General features: G+C 73.0%; 18 protein-coding genes. 11 read left to right on the top strand and 7 right to left on the bottom strand.

Going from position 1 to position 17,135, the window contains the following annotated elements; all coding sequences use genetic code 11:
• Positions 1–3 precede the first annotated feature (3 nt).
• The 3 genes from ACIP79_RS29745 to amaP are packed head-to-tail and all read left to right on the top strand — an operon-like array spanning position 4 to position 1,609.
• Positions 4–384: an Asp23/Gls24 family envelope stress response protein gene (locus tag ACIP79_RS29745; RefSeq protein ID WP_383684939.1), complete on the top strand. Its 381-nt coding sequence runs from the start codon at positions 4–6 to the stop codon at positions 382–384.
• A complete protein-coding gene (locus tag ACIP79_RS29750; protein WP_401228052.1) occupies positions 381–1,025 on the top strand; it encodes a DUF6286 domain-containing protein in 645 nt (214 codons plus the stop codon). Before ACIP79_RS29745 ends, ACIP79_RS29750 begins: the two co-directional genes overlap by 4 nt.
• A 5-nt stretch (positions 1,026–1,030) precedes the next feature.
• On the top strand, positions 1,031–1,609 hold the full coding sequence (amaP, locus tag ACIP79_RS29755) for an alkaline shock response membrane anchor protein AmaP (RefSeq protein ID WP_401228054.1): 579 nt from the start codon (positions 1,031–1,033) through the stop codon (positions 1,607–1,609).
• 38 nt (positions 1,610–1,647) lie between these two features.
• Here the strand turns inward: amaP and ACIP79_RS29760 are convergent, their stop codons facing one another.
• The 5 genes from ACIP79_RS29760 to ACIP79_RS29780 form a co-directional block, all read right to left on the bottom strand.
• The gene (locus tag ACIP79_RS29760; RefSeq protein ID WP_401228056.1) at positions 1,648–2,403 is read right to left on the bottom strand and encodes an SDR family oxidoreductase; all 756 of its coding nucleotides are present in this window, start codon (positions 2,401–2,403) and stop codon (positions 1,648–1,650) included.
• A 5-nt stretch (positions 2,404–2,408) separates the two neighbouring features.
• Positions 2,409–4,193: a glycoside hydrolase family 15 protein gene (locus ACIP79_RS29765; protein WP_401228058.1), complete on the bottom strand. Its 1,785-nt coding sequence runs from the start codon at positions 4,191–4,193 to the stop codon at positions 2,409–2,411.
• 86 nt (positions 4,194–4,279) lie between these two features.
• On the bottom strand, positions 4,280–5,074 hold the full coding sequence (locus tag ACIP79_RS29770; protein ID WP_401228060.1) for an SURF1 family protein: 795 nt from the start codon (positions 5,072–5,074) through the stop codon (positions 4,280–4,282).
• A gap of 84 nt (positions 5,075–5,158) precedes the next feature.
• Positions 5,159–5,392, bottom strand: coding sequence for a hypothetical protein (locus tag ACIP79_RS29775; RefSeq protein ID WP_401228062.1), 234 nt, complete (start codon positions 5,390–5,392; stop codon positions 5,159–5,161).
• A gap of 87 nt (positions 5,393–5,479) precedes the next feature.
• Positions 5,480–6,457, bottom strand: a complete 978-nt coding sequence (locus ACIP79_RS29780; protein WP_401228064.1) for a DEDDh family exonuclease — start codon at positions 6,455–6,457, stop codon at positions 5,480–5,482.
• Between the two features lie 249 nt (positions 6,458–6,706).
• Between ACIP79_RS29780 and ACIP79_RS29785 the strand changes: the two genes are divergently transcribed.
• The 8 genes from ACIP79_RS29785 (at position 6,707) to ACIP79_RS29820 (ending at position 14,475) form a co-directional block, all read left to right on the top strand.
• Positions 6,707–7,504 (top strand): acetoacetate decarboxylase family protein, encoded by a 798-nt coding sequence (locus ACIP79_RS29785; protein ID WP_401228065.1) that lies wholly within the window; start codon positions 6,707–6,709, stop codon positions 7,502–7,504.
• On the top strand, positions 7,504–8,388 hold the full coding sequence (locus ACIP79_RS29790; RefSeq protein ID WP_401228067.1) for an SDR family NAD(P)-dependent oxidoreductase: 885 nt from the start codon (positions 7,504–7,506) through the stop codon (positions 8,386–8,388). Before ACIP79_RS29785 ends, ACIP79_RS29790 begins: the two co-directional genes overlap by 1 nt.
• Before the next feature lie 10 nt (positions 8,389–8,398).
• Entirely contained in the window at positions 8,399–9,682 is a 1,284-nt protein-coding gene (locus tag ACIP79_RS29795; RefSeq protein WP_401228069.1) for an amidohydrolase family protein, read from the top strand.
• Positions 9,679–10,908 (top strand): amidohydrolase family protein, encoded by a 1,230-nt coding sequence (locus tag ACIP79_RS29800; protein ID WP_401228071.1) that lies wholly within the window; start codon positions 9,679–9,681, stop codon positions 10,906–10,908. The genes ACIP79_RS29795 and ACIP79_RS29800 overlap by 4 nt, the downstream gene beginning before the upstream one ends.
• Before the next feature lie 46 nt (positions 10,909–10,954).
• Positions 10,955–11,665 carry a VIT family protein gene (locus tag ACIP79_RS29805; protein ID WP_401228072.1) on the top strand — a complete coding sequence of 237 codons (711 nt, stop codon included), beginning with the start codon at positions 10,955–10,957 and terminating at the stop codon, positions 11,663–11,665.
• A gap of 138 nt (positions 11,666–11,803) precedes the next feature.
• On the top strand, positions 11,804–12,724 hold the full coding sequence (locus ACIP79_RS29810; RefSeq protein ID WP_401228074.1) for a sterol desaturase family protein: 921 nt from the start codon (positions 11,804–11,806) through the stop codon (positions 12,722–12,724).
• A complete protein-coding gene (locus ACIP79_RS29815) occupies positions 12,721–13,392 on the top strand; it encodes a lysoplasmalogenase (protein WP_401228076.1) in 672 nt (223 codons plus the stop codon). The genes ACIP79_RS29810 and ACIP79_RS29815 overlap by 4 nt, the downstream gene beginning before the upstream one ends.
• Positions 13,393–13,431: 39 nt before the next feature.
• Entirely contained in the window at positions 13,432–14,475 is a 1,044-nt protein-coding gene (locus tag ACIP79_RS29820) for a zinc-dependent alcohol dehydrogenase family protein (protein ID WP_401228078.1), read from the top strand.
• 71 nt (positions 14,476–14,546) lie between these two features.
• On the opposite strand, the gene ACIP79_RS29825 is transcribed toward ACIP79_RS29820, so the two are convergent.
• Together ACIP79_RS29825 and ACIP79_RS29830 are read right to left on the bottom strand one after the other, a co-directional pair.
• Positions 14,547–15,557, bottom strand: coding sequence for a CopD family protein (locus ACIP79_RS29825; protein ID WP_401228080.1), 1,011 nt, complete (start codon positions 15,555–15,557; stop codon positions 14,547–14,549).
• A 100-nt stretch (positions 15,558–15,657) separates the two neighbouring features.
• Positions 15,658–17,034 carry a CoA transferase gene (locus ACIP79_RS29830; RefSeq protein WP_401228082.1) on the bottom strand — a complete coding sequence of 459 codons (1,377 nt, stop codon included), beginning with the start codon at positions 17,032–17,034 and terminating at the stop codon, positions 15,658–15,660.
• Positions 17,035–17,135: the final 101 nt, after the last annotated feature.

A 17,135-nucleotide genomic window follows, 5' to 3' on the forward strand; every position in this document is an offset into this window, starting at 1 on the left:
CGCGTGACCACTCAGCCCGGCAGGCTCGGTGAGACACGGCGGCCCGTGACGGACATCGAGCCGGCCGAGCGGGGTGCGACCCGGATCGCCGACCGGGTGGTGGCGAAGATCGCCGGCCAGGCGGCGCGCGAGGCACTGGCCGCGCTGCCCCCGGACGCCGTGCCCCCGCACGCCACGGTGGTCGTGCACCAGAACACCGCCCGCATCCGTGTCAGCCTCGAACTCCCCTACCCCTCCGACATCGGCGCGCAGTGCAAAGCGGTGCGTTGTCAGGTCGTTGAGCGGGTAGGCGCGTTGGCGGGGATGGAAGTACCGGAGGTGGCCGTCCAGGTGGAGCGGCTGCATCTGGACGAGGCGCCGGGCGCACACGGGAGGACGCAGTGAGCGAGTCCCAGGAAACCGAGGGCACCACCCGACGATTGCCCGTACTGGAGAAGGCCGCCGAGGAGGAACCGCCGCCCGTCCTCGACGAGACGGCCGGGGGATCGGGCCGCTTCTGGTCGGCCCGGCGCGTCCCCGCGGGGATTCTCGCGGTACTGGTCCTTCTCGGCGCGGGTGCCCTCCTGTACGACGTCGTGGCGGTCCGCGCCGACCGGCCCGCCATGCACTGGCGCAGGTCGCTGGCCGAGCAGCTCGCCGAACGCCCCCTGGACGACATCTGGGTGCTCGTCGGCTCCGGAGTGGCCGCGGCACTCGGACTCTGGCTGATCGTCCTGGCGGCGACGCCGGGGCTGCGTGACGTACTGCCGATGCTCCGCCCGCACCCCGACGTACGCGCCGGACTGCACCGGGGCGCCGCCGCGACCGCGCTGCGCGACCGGGCCATGGAGGTCGCCGGGGTGCAGTCGGTCCGCGTCCGGATGGGACGGGCCAAGGCCGACGTCAGGGCCGTCGCGCACTTCCGTGAACTCGAAGACGTACGAGCCGACCTGGACGCCACCCTCGCCGACGGCATCAGGGGACTGGGTCTCACCCGGCCGCCCTCCCTGTCGGTCAGGGTCGGCCGTCCGGGACGGAAGGGGTGAGCCGGATGCTGCGGATCGTCAACCGTGTCCTGCTGGGAGTGACCGGCCTTGCGCTGGTACTCCTCGGCGGCTCCGTGCTCGCCGTGGGGCTGGGAGCGAGTCCGCCTTCGTGGTGGATCCACGACGGGCGGCACGACGTGCTGGTCAGCGACGCTGACCGAGCACGGTGGCGGGACGAGGGCTGGTTCTGGCCGGTCGTCATCGCCGGCCTCGCGGTACTCGTCCTGCTCGCCCTGTGGTGGCTGGTGGCGGTGCTGCGTCGGCGCCGGCTCGCCGAGGTGATCGTCGACACCGGGGACGGCGAGGGCGCCCTGCTCCGCGGCCGGGCCATGGAGGGCGTACTGGCCGACGAGGCCGGGCGGTTGGACGGCGTCCAGCGGGCGCAGGTCCAGCTGACCGGACGGCGCAACGGCCCCGAGGCGCGCGTACAGCTCCTGTTGGAGCCGCACGCCGACCCCGGCCACGCGCTGCACTCGGTGACCACTCGGGCGCTCGCCCACGCCCGCGACTCGGCGGGCCTGTCCACGCTCCCCGCGGAGGTACGCCTCCGCGGGGCCAAACACCGCGCGGAGCGCGTGAGTTGACCATCGCCGAGACGCCGAGGAGCCCCCGCAAACGCCCCCTAGAACCCGCTCCGCATCCCCCCGTCCACCGGCAGCATGATGCCGGTGAGATAGGACGCCGCCGGGGAGAGCAGGAAGGCGGCTGTGCGGCCGAACTCGGCCGGGGTGCCGTAGCGCCGTAGCGGAATGCGGGACTCGTTGGCGGCGCGGGCGGCTTCCGGGGCCGGGGAGAGGCCGTCCAGCTCGCGGGCCCGGTCCGTGTCGATGCGGGACGGGAGCAGCCCGACGACCCGGATGCCGCGCGGGCCCAGCTCGTCCGCGAGGGACTTGGCGAAGCCCGCGAGACCGGGGCGGAGCCCGTTGGAGATGGTCAGACCCGGGATCGGCTCGTACACCGAGCCGGAGAGCACGAACCCGATGACGCCGCCCTCGCCGAGTTCCGCCGCGGCGGTCCGGGCCAGCCGCACCGCGCCCAGGAAGACGGACTCGAAGGCGGTCGTCCACTGCTCGTCGGTGTTGTCCGCGACGAACCCGGGCGCCGGGCCGCCCACGCTGACCAGGATGCCGTCGAAGCGGCCGAAGCGCTGCCGCGCGGCCCCCACGAGCCGCTCGGCCGCCGCGGGATCCGCGTTGTCGGCGGCGACGCCGAACGCGTCGGGCCCGAGCGCGGTCGCCGCCGCGGTGACGGACTTTTCGTCGCGTCCGGTGACGACCACCTTCGCACCGTCGGCGACGAGTTCACGCGCCGCGGCGTTGCCCAGGCCACGGGTGGCGCCCGTGACGACGTACACACGGTCCTTCAGTCCAAGATCCATGGGTCCTATTCTGTCCCCTTGCCCCCGTAGAGGACGAGGGCCGTGTTCACCAGGCCGATGTGGCTGAACGCCTGCGGGAAGTTGCCGAGCTGGCGGCCGGCCAGCGGGTCGTACTCCTCGGCGAGCAACCCCACGTCGTTCACCAGCCCCACCAGCCGTTCGAACAGCTCGCGCGCCTCCCGCGTACGGCCAATCAGGTGCAGGGCCTCCGCGAGCCAGAACGAGCAGGCCAGGAAGGTGCCCTCGCCGCCCGGCAGTCCGTCCACGTCGTTCTCCTCGACGCTGTACCGGCGCAGGAGGCCGCTGTGGCCCAGCTCGTCGCGGACCGCGTCGATGGTGCCGATCACCCGGGGATCGTCGGGGGGCAGAAAACCGACGCGGGGGATGAGCAGCAGGGAGGCGTCCAGTTCCCGGGAACCGTAGGACTGCGTGAAGGTGTTCCGCTCGGCGTCGTAGCCGCGCTCGCACACCTCCTGGTGGACCTCGTCCCGCATCGCGCGCCAGCCGTCCAGGTCGCCGTCGAGCCGGGGGTCGCCCTCCACGGCGCGTACGGCACGGTCGGCGGCCACCCAGGCCATCACCTTCGAGTACACGAAGTGCCGGCGCGGACCGCGCACCTCCCAGATCCCCTCGTCCGGCTGCCGCCACGCCGTCCGCAGGAACTCCATCAGCGCGACCTGCACCCGCCACATGTGCGGTTTGACGGACAGGCCCGAACTCCGTGCCAGCGACAGCGAGTCGATGACCTCGCCGTACACGTCGAGCTGCAACTGCTCGACGGCCTCGTTGCCGATCCGGACCGGGCCGGAGCGGGCGAAGCCGGGCAGCCACGGGATCTCGTACTCGGTCAGCCGGCGCTCGCCGGACAGGCCGTACATGATCTGCAGGTCCGCCGGGTCGCCCGCGACGGCGCGCAGCAGCCAGTCGCGCCAGGCCTCGGCCTCCTCGTGGTAGCCCATCGACAGCATCGCGCCGAGGGTGAGGGTGGAGTCGCGCAGCCAGCAGTAGCGGTAGTCCCAGTTGCGGACGCCGCCGAGTTCCTCGGGCAGGGAGGTGGTGGGGGCGGCCACGATGCCACCGGTCGGCGCGTAGGTGAGGGCCTTGAGGGTGATCAGCGAACGCAGCACGATGTCCCGGTGCGGGCCGTCGTACCGGCAGCGTGCCGACCACGTCCGCCACTCCTCGACGCTGGCGTCCAACGCCTCGTACGGGTCGCACAGGGGAGGCCGTGGCTGGTGCGAGGGGAACCAGGTCAGGACGAAGGCGACCTTCTCGCCCTCGGCGACCGTGAACTCCGTGTGCGTACGGAAGTCCTTGCCCCAGGTGCGCACGGGCGGCTCGCTGCGCAGCCACACCGCGTCCGGTCCCGCGACCGCCAGATGGTGGCCGTCCGTCCGGCGCATCCACGGCACGACCAGCCCGTAGTCGAAGCGCAGCCCGAGCAGGCCGCGCATCGTCACCCGGCCGCTCAGCCCTTCGACCACGCGTACGAGATCGGGGGCGCCCTCGCGCTGCGGCATCAGGTCGGTCACCCGGACGGAGCCCTCGGCCGTGTCCCACTCGGTGTCGAGCACGAGGGTGCCGGGGCGGTAGGCGCGCCGGGTGCAGTCGCCCGCGCCCTTGGGCGCGAGCCGCCACTTGCCGTGCCTGTCGTCGCCGAGCAGCGCGGCGAAGCAGGCCCCGGAATCGAACCGCGGCAGACACAGCCAGTCGACGGAACCGTCCCGTCCCACCAACGCGGCGGTCTGTTCGTCCCCGATGAGCGCGTAGTCCTCGATGCGTCGGTGCACGTGTGCGGGGTTCCCGCCGGGGATGAAGGGCAATCCGGGAGGGAGCCGACCGGGTGACGGGAGGCGAACGGGAGCCCGGTGGGGTCCTAGACGGGAGCCGGGGCCGATTCCGGGGTGGCCGCGGCCGTGGCGGCCGCCTCCGCCCGGTCGCGGCGTTCACGGCGGACCAGGACCACCCAGCCGACCGGGACGCCCGCGGAGAAGAGCCACCACTGGACGGCGTAAGCCATGTGCGGACCGATGTCGCCGTGTTCGGGGTCGGGGATCAGCTCGGGGGAGTCGCCCTTGGGCACCGGGGCGGTCTGCTCGATGTAGCCGCCGAGGACCTGCTCGCCGAGCCGTTTCGACTCCTGCTCGCTGTTGATCAGCATGACCATGCGGTCGGGGAGGCCCTGGACGTTCTTGATACCGCTGTCGGCGGTCGTCTCGTCGCCCTTCAGCCTGCCGGTGACGGTGATCTCGCCCTTCGCGGGCGCCGGGATCCTGGGAAACGCGCTCTGCGAGGCGTCCGCGGCGATCCAGCCCCTGTTGACCATGAGGACCCGGCCGTCGTCCAGGACGAACGGCGTCAGGACGTGGTAGCCGACCGCGCCGTCGGAGTCGGTGCGACGGCGGACGACCTCCTCGCGCGCGGTGTCGAAGTGCCCCTTCGCGGTCACCCGGCGGTAGAGGTCGTCGTGCGCGATCGGCCGGCCCGGAGCGGTGAGCGACTCGGCGGACACCGGCGTGGCGGCGAGCGAGTTGGAGATCACCGTGTTCAGCGCCACCTTGTGCTCGTGGCGGTGCAGCTGCCAGTAGCCCAGCTTGATCATCGTTGGGATGAGCGCGAGGGCCACGAGGGTGAGAATCACCCACTGCCGGGACAACAGGAAGCGGTACACCCCACGACCGTACAACTCGGTCGTGGGGCGCAAAGAGGGGGGTGCGGGTCGAGGCGGGCGCGGGGCCCGGCCGCCGACGGGGGCTCAGGCCTTGTCGATGATCCCCACCCTCCCCTCCGCGCGGGCGCAGTGCGCGCCGCAGAACCAGTGGCCCTCGACCTCGACCCCCTGGCCGATGATCTGGACGCGACAGTGTTCGCAGATGGGCGCCATCCGGTGGATGGCACAGGAGAAGCAGTCGAACACGTGCACCGCGCCCTGGGCGTGCACTTCGAAGGACATGCCGTAGTCATTGCCACATACTTCACATCTCGCCATGCGCCACAGGGTGGGGCGCCGACGGGACGCGGGCGAGCGGGCGCCGGGCGAGTCGCCCCGCAATCACCCGTCTGACGCCCACCCCGGTCACGTCCGCGAGGCCGGTTCCACATCCCGCAGCAGCTGCCCGAACGCCGCCTCGTCGATCACCGGTGTCCCGAACTGCCTGGCCTTGACCACCTTGGACGTACTGGAGTCGGGGTCGTTGGTGACGAGCAGGCTGGTGAGCCGGGACAGACTCGTCGCGACATGCAGCCCGGCCTCCACGGCGCGGTCCTCCAGCAGCTCACGGTCGACGGACGTGTCCCCGGAGAAGGCGACCCGCATGCCCTGCCTGAGCGGTCGGTCCGCGACGTAGCGGCCCGGGTTGGGGTAGGGGCAGGCGGGGCGCTTGCGTGAGGGGCGCCAACTCCCGGACGGGTAACCGCCGGCGGCCTGTCGCCCGATGGAGGGGCTCGCGGACCACTCCGTGAGCGGCCGGCACTCCAGGAGGGGAAGCCGGACGCCGTCCCGCGCGGCGGCCCGCAGGCTCGGCCGGAACGCCTCGGCCAGCACGCGCGCGTCGTCCAGCGCGTGGTGCGCCCGCTGTTGTACGACTCCGAAGTGCGCGGCCAGCGACTCCAGCTTGTGGTTGGGCAGCGGGAGCCTCAGCTCCTTGGCGAGCGCGATGGTGCACAGCCGCTGCCGCACCGGGGCCTCGCGCTCCGCGCGTGCGTACTCCCGCGCGATCATCGACCAGTCGAAGACCGCGTTGTGCGCGACGAGCACGCGGTCGGCGAGCCGGACGGCGAACTCCTCGGCGATCTCGTGGAAGAGCGGGGCGCCTTCGAGCACGTCGCTCGTCAGGCCGTGGATCCACACCGGGCCCGGGTCCCGCTCCGGGTTGACCATCGTGTACCAGTGGTCCTCGACCTCACCGCGCGCGTCCAGCCGGTAGACGGCGGCCGAGATTATCCGGTCGTCACGGGCCAGGCCGGTGGTCTCGACGTCGACGACCGCGTACCCCTGTGGATACGCGGCCGGCCAGGAGACGGGGGACGCTGCGGTCGTCAGGTCTTCGAGCATGGTCACTGAGAATACGGGTCGCGACTGACACTCCGGTCCGCGGACTCCGCGCGCTTCGGAGGGTCCGTCAGGTGCAGGTGCCGGGGCCGGCCGGTGGGCGAGCGCCGGGAGTTGCGCGGGTTTCCGCCGGGGCCGGTCCGCGGCGGACCGGCGCGAAGCCCGACGCGCACGGCTATGGACCTTTGGCCCGCCTGGTGCCAACGTGCTGCGCGCCCGGTGGACGACGGCCTGCGAAGGGCGGTACGAGACATGGCACGAGTGAGGTACGGGGCGCGGACCGAGGCGGAGATCGCCGCCGCGCGCACCGCGAACTCGAAACTCCCCGACATCTGGTCCACCGGCGTGGTGGCCGTCTGGGAGAGCGACCCGGACGCGGTCGCGGCGGTCCTGCCGCCCCCGCTCAAACCCACCGGCCGGCCCCTGGTGCGAGTGAGCATCAGCAGGGTCGACCTGGCCGGACACCCGCTGGGCGCCGGTTCGTTCGCCGTCGCCGCCGCGCACGAGGGCGTCGAGGGCTGGTACCCGCTCGTCATGCCGATGACCCACGAGCGAGCCCTCATCGGCGGGCGCGAGGTCTTCGGGGAACCCAAGAAGCTCGGCGAGGTGACTCTGGAGCGCGACGGTCTCGTCGTGCGCGCCTCACTCGCCCGGCACGGCATCGCGTTCGTAGAGGTACGCGGAGCCGTCAGCGGTGACCTGCCGCTGCCCGGCCTCGTCCGGAAGACCGACTTCTACTTCAAGTTCCTTCCCGCGGTGGACGGTTCGGGCTTCGACGCCGATCCGGTCCTCGTGCACTGTCTGCGCGAGGAGAAGGTGCGCAGGCTGGAACGCGTCACCGGGGACGTCGTCCTGCGCGAGTCGATGTACGACCCGGTCGCCGACCTCCCCGTGCTGCGGCTCGTGGAGATCACCCTCGGCGAGAAGACCACCGGCCAGCGCGGCAGGGTCGCCGAACGCGTTGACGCCCAGGCCCTGTTGCCGTACGTCCACCAGCGCTACGACGATCCCCGGCAGGTCCTCGACGGGCCGCCCGAGGGGAGCCTGTGATGGACCTGCGGGAAGGTCAGGTCGCCGTCGTCACCGGCGCGGCGAGCGGGATCGGGCTCGCGATGGCACGGCGGTTCGCCGCCGACGGCCTGAAGGTGGTCCTCGCGGACGTCGAGGAGGCGGCACTGGAGAAGGCCGCCGCCGGGCTGCGCCAGGACGGGGCGGAGGTGCACGCGCGCGTGGTGGACGTCGGGGAGCGCGCGGAGGTACTGGCGCTCGCCGAGGACGTGTACGAGACGTACGGCGCGGTGCATGTGCTGTGCAACAACGCCGGTGTCGGCTCGGGCGCCGAGGGCCGCATGTGGGAGCACGACCCGAACGACTGGAAGTGGGCGTTCGCCGTCAACGTCTGGGGCGTCTTCCACGGCGTCCAGGCCTTCGTGCCGCGGATGATCGCCTCGGGGGAGCCCGGTCACGTCGTCAACACCTCGTCCGGTGACGGCGGGATCGCCCCGCTGCCCACCGCCTCCGTGTACGCGGTCACCAAGGCGGCCGTCGTGACGATGACCGAGTCCCTGTACGCCCATCTGAAGGCGGACTGCGCGCGGGTGGGCGCCTCCGTACTCTTCCCCGGGCCCCACATGCTCCGCACCGGCCTGTGGGAGTCGCACCGCAACCGGCCCTCGCGGTACGCGAAACAGGCGCCCAGGAGGACGCCGTACCGCAGCCTCGAACAGTGGGAGGCCGCGATGCGGGAGTCGGGCCAGGAGGTGCGGTTCACGCCGGTCGAGCAGGTCGCCGACCTGGTGGCGGACGGCATCCGGGCGAACCGCTTCTGGCTGCTGCCCGAGAGCGAGCACAGCGACCGGCAGATCCGGGCGAGGTCGCGGTCGATGCTGGACCGGGCCGATCCGTCGTACTTGGAAGACTTCATCCTGGACTGAGGGGGCCCCAGTGACCGACCAGGACCCGTACCTGATCATCTCCTCCGACTGCCATGCCGGGCTCCCCACCGAGGAGTACCGGCCCTATCTGGACGCCCGGTTCCACCGGGACTTCGACGGCTTCCTCGCCGGGCGTGAGGCGCGCCGCGAGGAGATGACGCGGCTCGGCATCCGCAACGAGGCGTTCGCCGACAAATGGTTCCACGACAACGAGGAGGGCCTGAGGGGTGGTTGGGACAACGCGCAGCGGCTCAAGGAGCTCGACGGCGACGGGGTGGCCGCCGAGGTGGTCTTCCCCGACGCGGACGCGGTGGACAGCCGCACGGCGGCCCCCTTCGGTGTGGGCCTCGGCCTCTCCGGCGACCAGGACCCGGAACTCGGCATGGCGGGCGCGCAAGCGCACAACCGCTGGCTCGCGGAGTTCGTGGCAGCCAACCCCGAACGGCACTGCGGGGTGGCCCTGTTGCCCGTCACCGGTGAGGTCGCGCGGGTCGTGGCCGAGGTGCACCGCGCCAAGGAGTCCGGGCTCGGCGCCCTGATGATCCCCGCCATGTGGGTCGACAAGGCGCCCTACCACGACCGCCGTTACGACCCGGTGTGGGCGGCGGCGGCCGAGTGCGGGATGCCGCTGGTGACCCACTCCGGGGCGGCGCCGCGCCACGAGTACGGCGACCATCTCGGCATCTACGTCAGCGAGGTGACCTGGTGGCCCGCCCGGCCGCTGTGGTTCCTGCTCTGGGCCGGGGTCTTCGAACGGCACCCGGGACTCAGGTTCGGGGTGGCGGAGTCGGGTTGCTGGTGGCTGCCGAACCTCCTCTGGTTCATGGACCGGCTCTATCTGGGCGCGCACGGCGGCAAGAAGCTGTCTCCGTTCGCCGAGCTGAAACGGCCCCCGCACGAGTACCTGGACCGCCAGGTGTTCATCTGCGCGACGAACACCAAACGCCGCGAACTGGCCCAGCGCTACGAGATCGGCGTCGACAACATCCTCTGGGGCAGCGACTTCCCGCACCCCGAGGGCACCTGGCCCGACACGCGCGCGTGGCTGTCGAGGACCTTCCACGACATCCCGGTCGGGGAGACCCGCCGCATGCTCGGTCTCGCGGCGGCGGAGGTCTTCGGCTTCGACACGGAGAAACTGGCCCCGCTCGCCCGGCGTATCGGCCCGACACCGGCCGAACTGGGCCAGCCGGAGGACCAGTCGGCCGTCGAGGCGTCCTGGGCCCGCTCGCGCGAGGTGGGCCGCCACTGGCTGACGGACCACGACTTCCCGGCCCTCGGGGTGACCCCATGACCGGCGACCGCTACACGGTGATCTCCGCGGACTGCCACGCGGGCGCCGATCTCCTGGACTACCGGCCCTACTTGGCCAAGGAGCACCACGAGGACTTCGACGACTGGGCGGCCACCTACGTCAACCCCTACGAGGACCTCCTCGCCGACACGGCAGACAGGAACTGGAACTCCGAGCGGCGCCTCGCGGAGCTGGAGGCGGACGGGATCGTCGCGGAGGTCGTCTTCCCGAACACCATCCCGCCGTTCTTCCCGTCGGCCTCCCTGATGGCTCCGGCGCCCACGGCGGCGGAGTTCGAGCGACGATGGGCCGGGCTGCGGGCCCACAACCGCTGGCTCGCGGACTTCTGCGCCGCCGCGCCGGGCCGGCGCGCGGGCGTCTTCCAGATCCTCCTGCACGACGTCGAAGAGGCGGTGAAGGAGATCCGCTGGGCCGCCGGCGCGGGACTCGGCGGCGGGCTCCTGCTGCCCGGCACCCCGCCGGGGTCGGGCCTGCCCGAGCTCTACTCGTCGACGTACGACCCGATCTGGGCGGTCTGCGCGGAGCTGGGCGTGCCGGTGAACCATCACGCCGGCTCCGCCTCGCCGCCCCTGGGGGACGAGCCCGCCGCGCGTGCGGTCTTCATGGTGGAGACGACGTGGTTCTCGCACCGCGCGCTGTGGCACCTGGTGTTCGGGGGCGCGTTCCGCCGTCACCCGGAGCTGCGGCTCGTCCTGACCGAGCAGGGCTCCGGCTGGATCCCGGGCGTGCTCGACATGCTGGACTACTACCACGGCCGGCTGGTCGCCGCGGCGAGCAGGTCGTCCACCGCGGAGTCCAGGTTCGGCGCGGGCCTCGCGGCTTCGATGGGCAAGGGCCCCTCGCAGGTCTGGCGCGACAACTGCTGGGTCGGCGCGAGCTTCATGCGCCCGCACGAGGTGCCGCTGCGGGACCGTATCGGGCTCGACAAGATCATGTGGGGCAGCGACTACCCGCACGACGAGGGCACCCACCCCTACTCCCGGGAGGGCTTGCGAGTCGCGTACGCGGGTCTGCCGCGGGACGAGGTCGCGGCCATGGTGGGCGGCAACGCGGCCCGGGTGTACGGCTTCGACCTCGGTCTGCTCGACCCCGTCGCCGCGCGGGTGGGACCGACCGTGGCGGAAGTGGCGGAGCCGCTGGGAGAGCCACCGGCGGACGCGACGAGCCCGGCGTTCGCCAAGGGAGGCTCCGTACGCGTGTGGTGACGGGTCGGTACGCCGACGGCGGGGCCCGGGGTGCGATCCTCCCCACGTGACGCAACCCACGCACCACGAACCCCACGGCGGCACCCTCGGTTCCCGGCTGAACTGGCTGCGGGCCGCCGTGCTGGGCGCCAATGACGGCATCGTCTCCACGGCGGGCATCGTGGTCGGCGTCGCGGGCGCCACCAGCGACCGTTCCGCGCTGTTCACGGCGGGGCTCGCGGGCCTGCTGGCGGGGTCCATGTCCATGGCGGCCGGCGAGTACGTCTCGGTCTCCACCCAGTTGGACTCGGAGAAGGCCGCGCTGGCGACGGAGAGGCGGGAGCTGCGGGAACAGCCGGAGGCCGAACTGGAGGAACTGACCGAGCTCCTGGAGGCACGGGGCCTGACGCGCGAGGTGGCCCGCGAGGCGGCCGGGCAGCTCACCGAACGGGACGCTCTGCGGGCGCACGCGCGCGTGGAGCTCGGAATCGACCCCGACGACCTCACCAACCCCTGGCACGCGGCCTGGGCGAGCTTCTTGTCGTTCACGGTCGGCGCGCTCCTTCCGCTGCTCGCCATCGTCCTCCCGCCGAGCGACTGGCGGCTGCCCGTCACCGTCGTCTCGGTCCTGGCCGCCCTGGTCGTCACCGGCTGGGTGAGCGCGCGGCTGGGCGCGGCGGACGCGCGCCGGGCCGTGCTGCGGAATGTGGGCGGGGGCGCGCTGGCGATGGCGGTGACGTACGGGGCGGGAGCACTGCTGGGGGCGACGGGGGTCTGAGCGTGCCGCCGGGACCCGCCCAGGGCCGGAGCGTCCTGTCCATTGGCGGAGATCGCCAAGAAGCAAGCGCGTACCGCCGGTAATACTTGTCGGTAACAACCCCTAGCCGCAGGCCACCGGCGGTTCTACGGTTCACCCATGCCGAACCTGCCCGATGTCGTGCTGTGGTCGATACCCGCCTTCGTGCTGCTCACCGTGATCGAGGTGGTGAGCGTCAGGATCCATCCCGACGAGGACGCCGCGGGGTACGAGGCGAAGGACGCCGCGACGAGCGTCGGCATGGGGCTCGGCAGCCTCGCCTTCGACTTCCTGTGGAAGATCCCGATCGTCGCCCTCTACACCGCGGTCTTCGAACTGACGCCCCTCCGGGTGCCCGTCCTGTGGTGGACCATCCCGCTGATGCTGCTCGGGCAGGACTTCTTCTACTACTGGTCGCACCGCGGGCACCACGTCGTCCGCGTCCTCTGGGCCTGCCACGTCGTGCGCCACTCCAGCCGCAGGTTCAACCTCACCACCGCGCTGCGCCAGCCCTGGACGACGTGGACGGTCTGGCCCTTCTACGTCCCGCTCATCGCCCTCGGCGTGCACCCGGCGGCGCTCGCGTTCTGCTCCTCCGTGAACCTCGTCTACCAGTTCTGGATCCACACCGAACGCATCGGCAAGCTGCCCCGGGCCTTCGAGTTCGTCTTCAACACGCCGTCCCACCACCGGGTCCACCACGCCTCCCAGGGCGGCTACCTGGACCGCAACTTCGGCGGGATCCTGATCGTCTGGGACCGGCTCTTCGGCTCGTTCGCCGCCGAGACCGAGCGGCCCGTCTACGGACTCACCAAGAACATCTCCACGTACAACCCGCTGCGCGTCGCCACCCACGAGTACGCGGCCATCGGCAGGGACCTGAGAGCGGCGGGGAGCTGGCGCGAGCGCGCGGGGCGGGTCTTCGGCGGGCCCGGCTGGCAGCCGAAACCGACGACTGCGTCAAAGGCGCCGGTGACCGAACCGGTGACTGACCCGGTCACCGAGCCGGTGACTGACCCGGTCACCGAGCCCGTCGCGTGAGCCCACGCCTCGCGCGCGTGCTCCTCGTCTGCTTCGGCGTGGCGGCCGCCGTGGACCTCGGTTCGCTGGCCGCCGGTCTCGACGCGGGGCACACGCTCGCCAAGCCCCTCCTGATGCCTCTGCTCGCCGCTCACGTGGGTGCGCGCGGCGGGCCCAGGCTGCTCGTCGTCGCCCTGCTCCTCGGCTGGGGCGGCGACCTCCTCCTGCTGTCCGACGCCGACCCAGCCTTCCTCGCCGGGATGGCCTCCTTCGCGGCCGGGCATGTCTGTTACCTCGCGCTCTTCCGACGTGCTCCACGCGCGCGTGGAGCACGTCTCGCCGTCGTGTACGCCCTCGCCCTGACCGCCACCGTCGCCCTCCTGTGGCCGGGCCTCCCCGCCGAACTCCGGGTTCCCGTCGCCGGGTACAGCCTGCTGCTGACGGCGATGGCGTACGGCGCGACCCGGCTCGGTCCCGTGGCGGGCCTCGGCGGCGCCCTGTTCATGCTCTCGGACACGCTCATCGCGACCGGAGTCGCCGACTGGCCGCAGCTCCCCAGGCCGGACTTCTGGATCATGCTCACCTACATCGCCGCCCAGTACCTGCTGGCCAAAGGCGTGCTCGGCACCCTCGGCGCGCGTCCGGCGCCGACAGCGGCGTACGGTGGGACGCGCTCTGCCACCCTCTGAGCGCACCCCTCGCCGCCCCGCACGAGAAGGACCCTCGCCATGCGCGCCACCACCATCCACGCCCCGTACGACATGCGGGTGGAGGACGTTCCCGACCCCGTGGTGCGACTGCCCACCGACGCGGTCGTTCGGGTGCTGCGGGCCTGCGTCTGCGGCAGCGACCTGTGGGCCTACCGCGGCGAGGCGGCCCGGAAGCCGGGGCAGCGTATCGGGCACGAGTTCCTCGGCACCGTCGAGGAGACCGGCTCCGAGGTGACCGGCGTCCGGCGCGGCGACCTGGTCGTGGCGCCCTTCATGTGGTCCGACGGAGTGTGCGACTACTGCCGCGAGGGGCTGACCACCTCCTGCGAGCACGGCGGCTTCTGGGGTTCGGTGGGATACGACGGCGGGCAGGGCGAGGCCGTGCGCGTTCCCTTCGCCGACGGCACCCTCGTACGGCTTCCCAACGAGGCGGCCTCCGACGAGCGGCTGCTGTCGGCCCTGCTGACGCTGTCCGACGTGATGGGCACGGGCCACCACGCCGCCGTGGGCGCGGGGGTCCACAAGGGCGCCACCGTCGCCGTCGTCGGGGACGGCGCCGTCGGACTTTGCGCCGTGCTGGCCGCCAAGCGGCTCGGCGCCGAGCGGATCATCGCGCTCGGCCGCCACCAGGTGCGTACGGACATCGCGCGCCGCTTCGGGGCCACCGACGTGATCGCCGAGCGCGGCGACGCGGCCGTCGAGGCCGTCCGCGAACTGACCCGGGGCCAGGGCGCGCCCTGTGTCGTCGAGGCGGTGGGGACCGAGCAGTCGATGCGTACGGCCGTGAACATCACCCGGGACGGCGGCGCCATCGGATTCGTCGGGGTGCCGCACGGCAGCGGTACGGGGCTCGACCTCGGAGTGCTGTTCGACCGGAACGTCGCCCTGCGCGGCGGGGTCGCGCCGGTCCGCGCGTACCTCCCGGAGCTGCTGCCCGACGTCCTCGACGGGACCATCGACCCGTCACCCGTGTTCGACCTCACCGTCGGTCTGGAGGGCGTACCCGGGGGCTACAGGGCGATGGACGAACGCACGGCCCTCAAGGTGCTCATCACCGTCTGACCGACCGGCAGGGCGCTCAGCACCGGCGGACCGGCGGCGGGCTCACCACCGTCCGGCCGGCGGCGTGCTCCTCACCATCTGATCGGCAGCGGCAGGGCCGTCAGGACGCCCGACACCACGACGACCAGGCCCAGTGCCACGACCTCCGCGCGCGCGGGGGAGTCGGCACTGAGCGGGTCCGTGGCCCGGCGCAGCCTCAGCCGCGCGGACAGCGCCAGCGCGGCCACGGCGGCCACCAGCAGCAACTTGGCCAGCAGGGTGCGCCCGTACGCCGTCGTCGTCAGCTGGTCGAACACCGTCGACGGCGGCATCCGGCGCAGCGCGCTCCAGGTGCCCGTCGCGGTGAGCGCCGCGAAGAGTACGGCCGCCACGCGCGCGTAGAGGCCGAGCAGCGCGGCCCCCGCGTCCGAAGGGCCCCATGCGCGCAGCATCCGCAGAACGTGCAGCAGACCGCCGGTCCACAGCGCCGCGCAGATCACGTGCACGAGCGTCAGACCGGAGCCGACCAGCGGGCTGTACTCCGTCGTGGGGTGGGCCCGCAGCGACTCCGCGGCGGCCACCGCGGCCAGCGGCCACACCTGGAGGCCGGGGCGACGGTAGAGGGCGCAGAGGCCGATCACCACGAAGGCGTTGACCTCCAGGAGCGCGAGCTTGCCGTCCCGGGTCTGGTAGAGCCCGCCGAGGTCCATGTCGGAGAGCCGGCCGGGCAGCATGTTCCCGGTGGCCACGACCGAGGCGAGTCCGAGCGCGGCCACGAACCCGGTCGCCGCGGCGAACGGAGCCCAGCTGCGCGGAGCGACCGCCAGGGGCGCGCCCGGCACGCGGCGGGCCAGCCGGGCCGCGAACAGTTCCCCCGCGGGGACGCACAGCGCCGCGAACAGCACCCCGCGCAGCAGGGCGATGCCCCCGGCGCCGGGGGCCGCGGCCTCTCCGGTGCCGTCCAGCGCGGCGCGCGGGCCGAGCAGGGGTATCAGGGCCGCCACCGCCAGCAGGGCGAGCAGGGCGACGGCCCGTCCGATGGCCGGGCGCCGCGCCGGCCCGCTCGCGTCGGTCACCTCGGTGGGCGGTCTCGTCAACGTCACCTCAAGATCTTCACCAGTCGTCACAGATCCGGGCAAGTGCAGGGAAACAACTGGCGGAACGCCACTCCGTCCCCAGGTACGTTCGCGGCCCGCCCGTGACTCAGGACCAGCGCGCCGGATCGGCGCCCCAGACCCCCGGCGGCCGTGCCCAGTCGTCCGGCCCGCCCGCGAAACACACCGGCGGCCTGGCGTACCGCAGCCGTCCCAGACCGCTGTCGGTCTCCGCCGGCCAGGGTCCCGGATCGTACGAGCCCCGCGCGGGTTCCGCGGCGATTTCGTTCACCAGCCACGCCGCCGTCCGCGCCAGCGCCAGCCGTACGAGGTGGGTGCCGCCCTCCCGCGCCCGCTCGGTCAGCGAACGGAGCACCGCCGCCGCCAGCAGATACCCCGTGCCGTGGTCGAGCGCCTGCGCGGGCAGCGCGCCGGGCCGCTCCGCCGAACCCTCCATCGCCGCGATCCCGGTGGCCACCTGCACCAGGCTGTCGAAGCCCCGCCGCCCGGCCCACGGCCCGTACGCGCCCCACGCCGACAACTGCGCCACCACCAGTCCCGGCCGCCGCTCGGCCAGTGCCTCGGGGGCCAGCCCGAACCGGTCCAGGGCGCCCGGCCGGTATCCGGTGACCACGACGTCGGCTCCGGCGAGAAGTTCCTCGAAGATCCGCCGGTCCGTGGCGCGGCCGAGGTCGAGAAGGGCCGACCGCTTGCCGAAGCCCGTGTCGGCGTGCTGGTCGGGGAGTTCGGGCGGTCGCGGCGGGTCCACCCGCAGGACGTCGGCGCCGAGCAGGGCGAGGGTACGGGTCGCGACCGGGCCCGCGATGACGCGGGTGAGGTCCAGGACGCGTACCCCGGCCGCCGGCAGCAGGGGAGCACCGTCGAGCGGGCCGAGGGCCCGCGGGGGCGCGTCGCCCACCCGCTCCCGGCTCAGCAGCGGCGCGCCCGCCACCGCCGCGCCCTGCTCGTGCGCCGCCCACTCCTTCGCCGTACGCAGGGCCACGGCGAGGCCCCCGGCCGCGTACACCGTGTCCTCCACGTCCAGGGCGGACCGCCCGGCGAGATGCGCGCCGACGGTGTCCGCGGTCGCGTCCGCGGGCAGTCCGAGGGCGCTCAGCAGCCGCGCCCGATGGTGCGGATAGTTCGCGTGGGTCCGCACCCAGCCGTCCGCGGTCCGCCAGAACCGGGACAGCGGCGCGAAGTTCACCGGCGCCCGTCCGTCGATCAGCAGCTGCCGCTCGCTCACGAACGCCGTCGCGACGGCGCCGTCGTCGACCCGCGCCTCGGGCACGTCCGGGAGGCCGGCCCGCAGCGCCGCCAGCTCGGCGGCCGCGAGAGCGCACGCGCCCACGCAGGCCCGCGCCAACTCCCGTACGGGCAGCCGTGCTTCCAGCACCCCGCCCCGCTCCACGTGCGAGCTCCGGCGGAGCAGGGCGGGGTCGCCACCCAGGGCCGACCAGGCGTCCCCGATGTCCTCAGCAGTCATGGAGCCACTATGCCGGGTGGACGGAATCAATATGTCGACCCGGCAGGTGGAACGAGAGGGCCGGGCGGCGTACCGCCGCCCGGCCCTCTCGGGAATCCGCC

It is taken from the genome of Streptomyces sp. NPDC088747 (genome assembly GCF_044751025.1).
Taxonomy (GTDB): Bacteria; Actinomycetota; Actinomycetes; order Streptomycetales; family Streptomycetaceae; genus Streptomyces.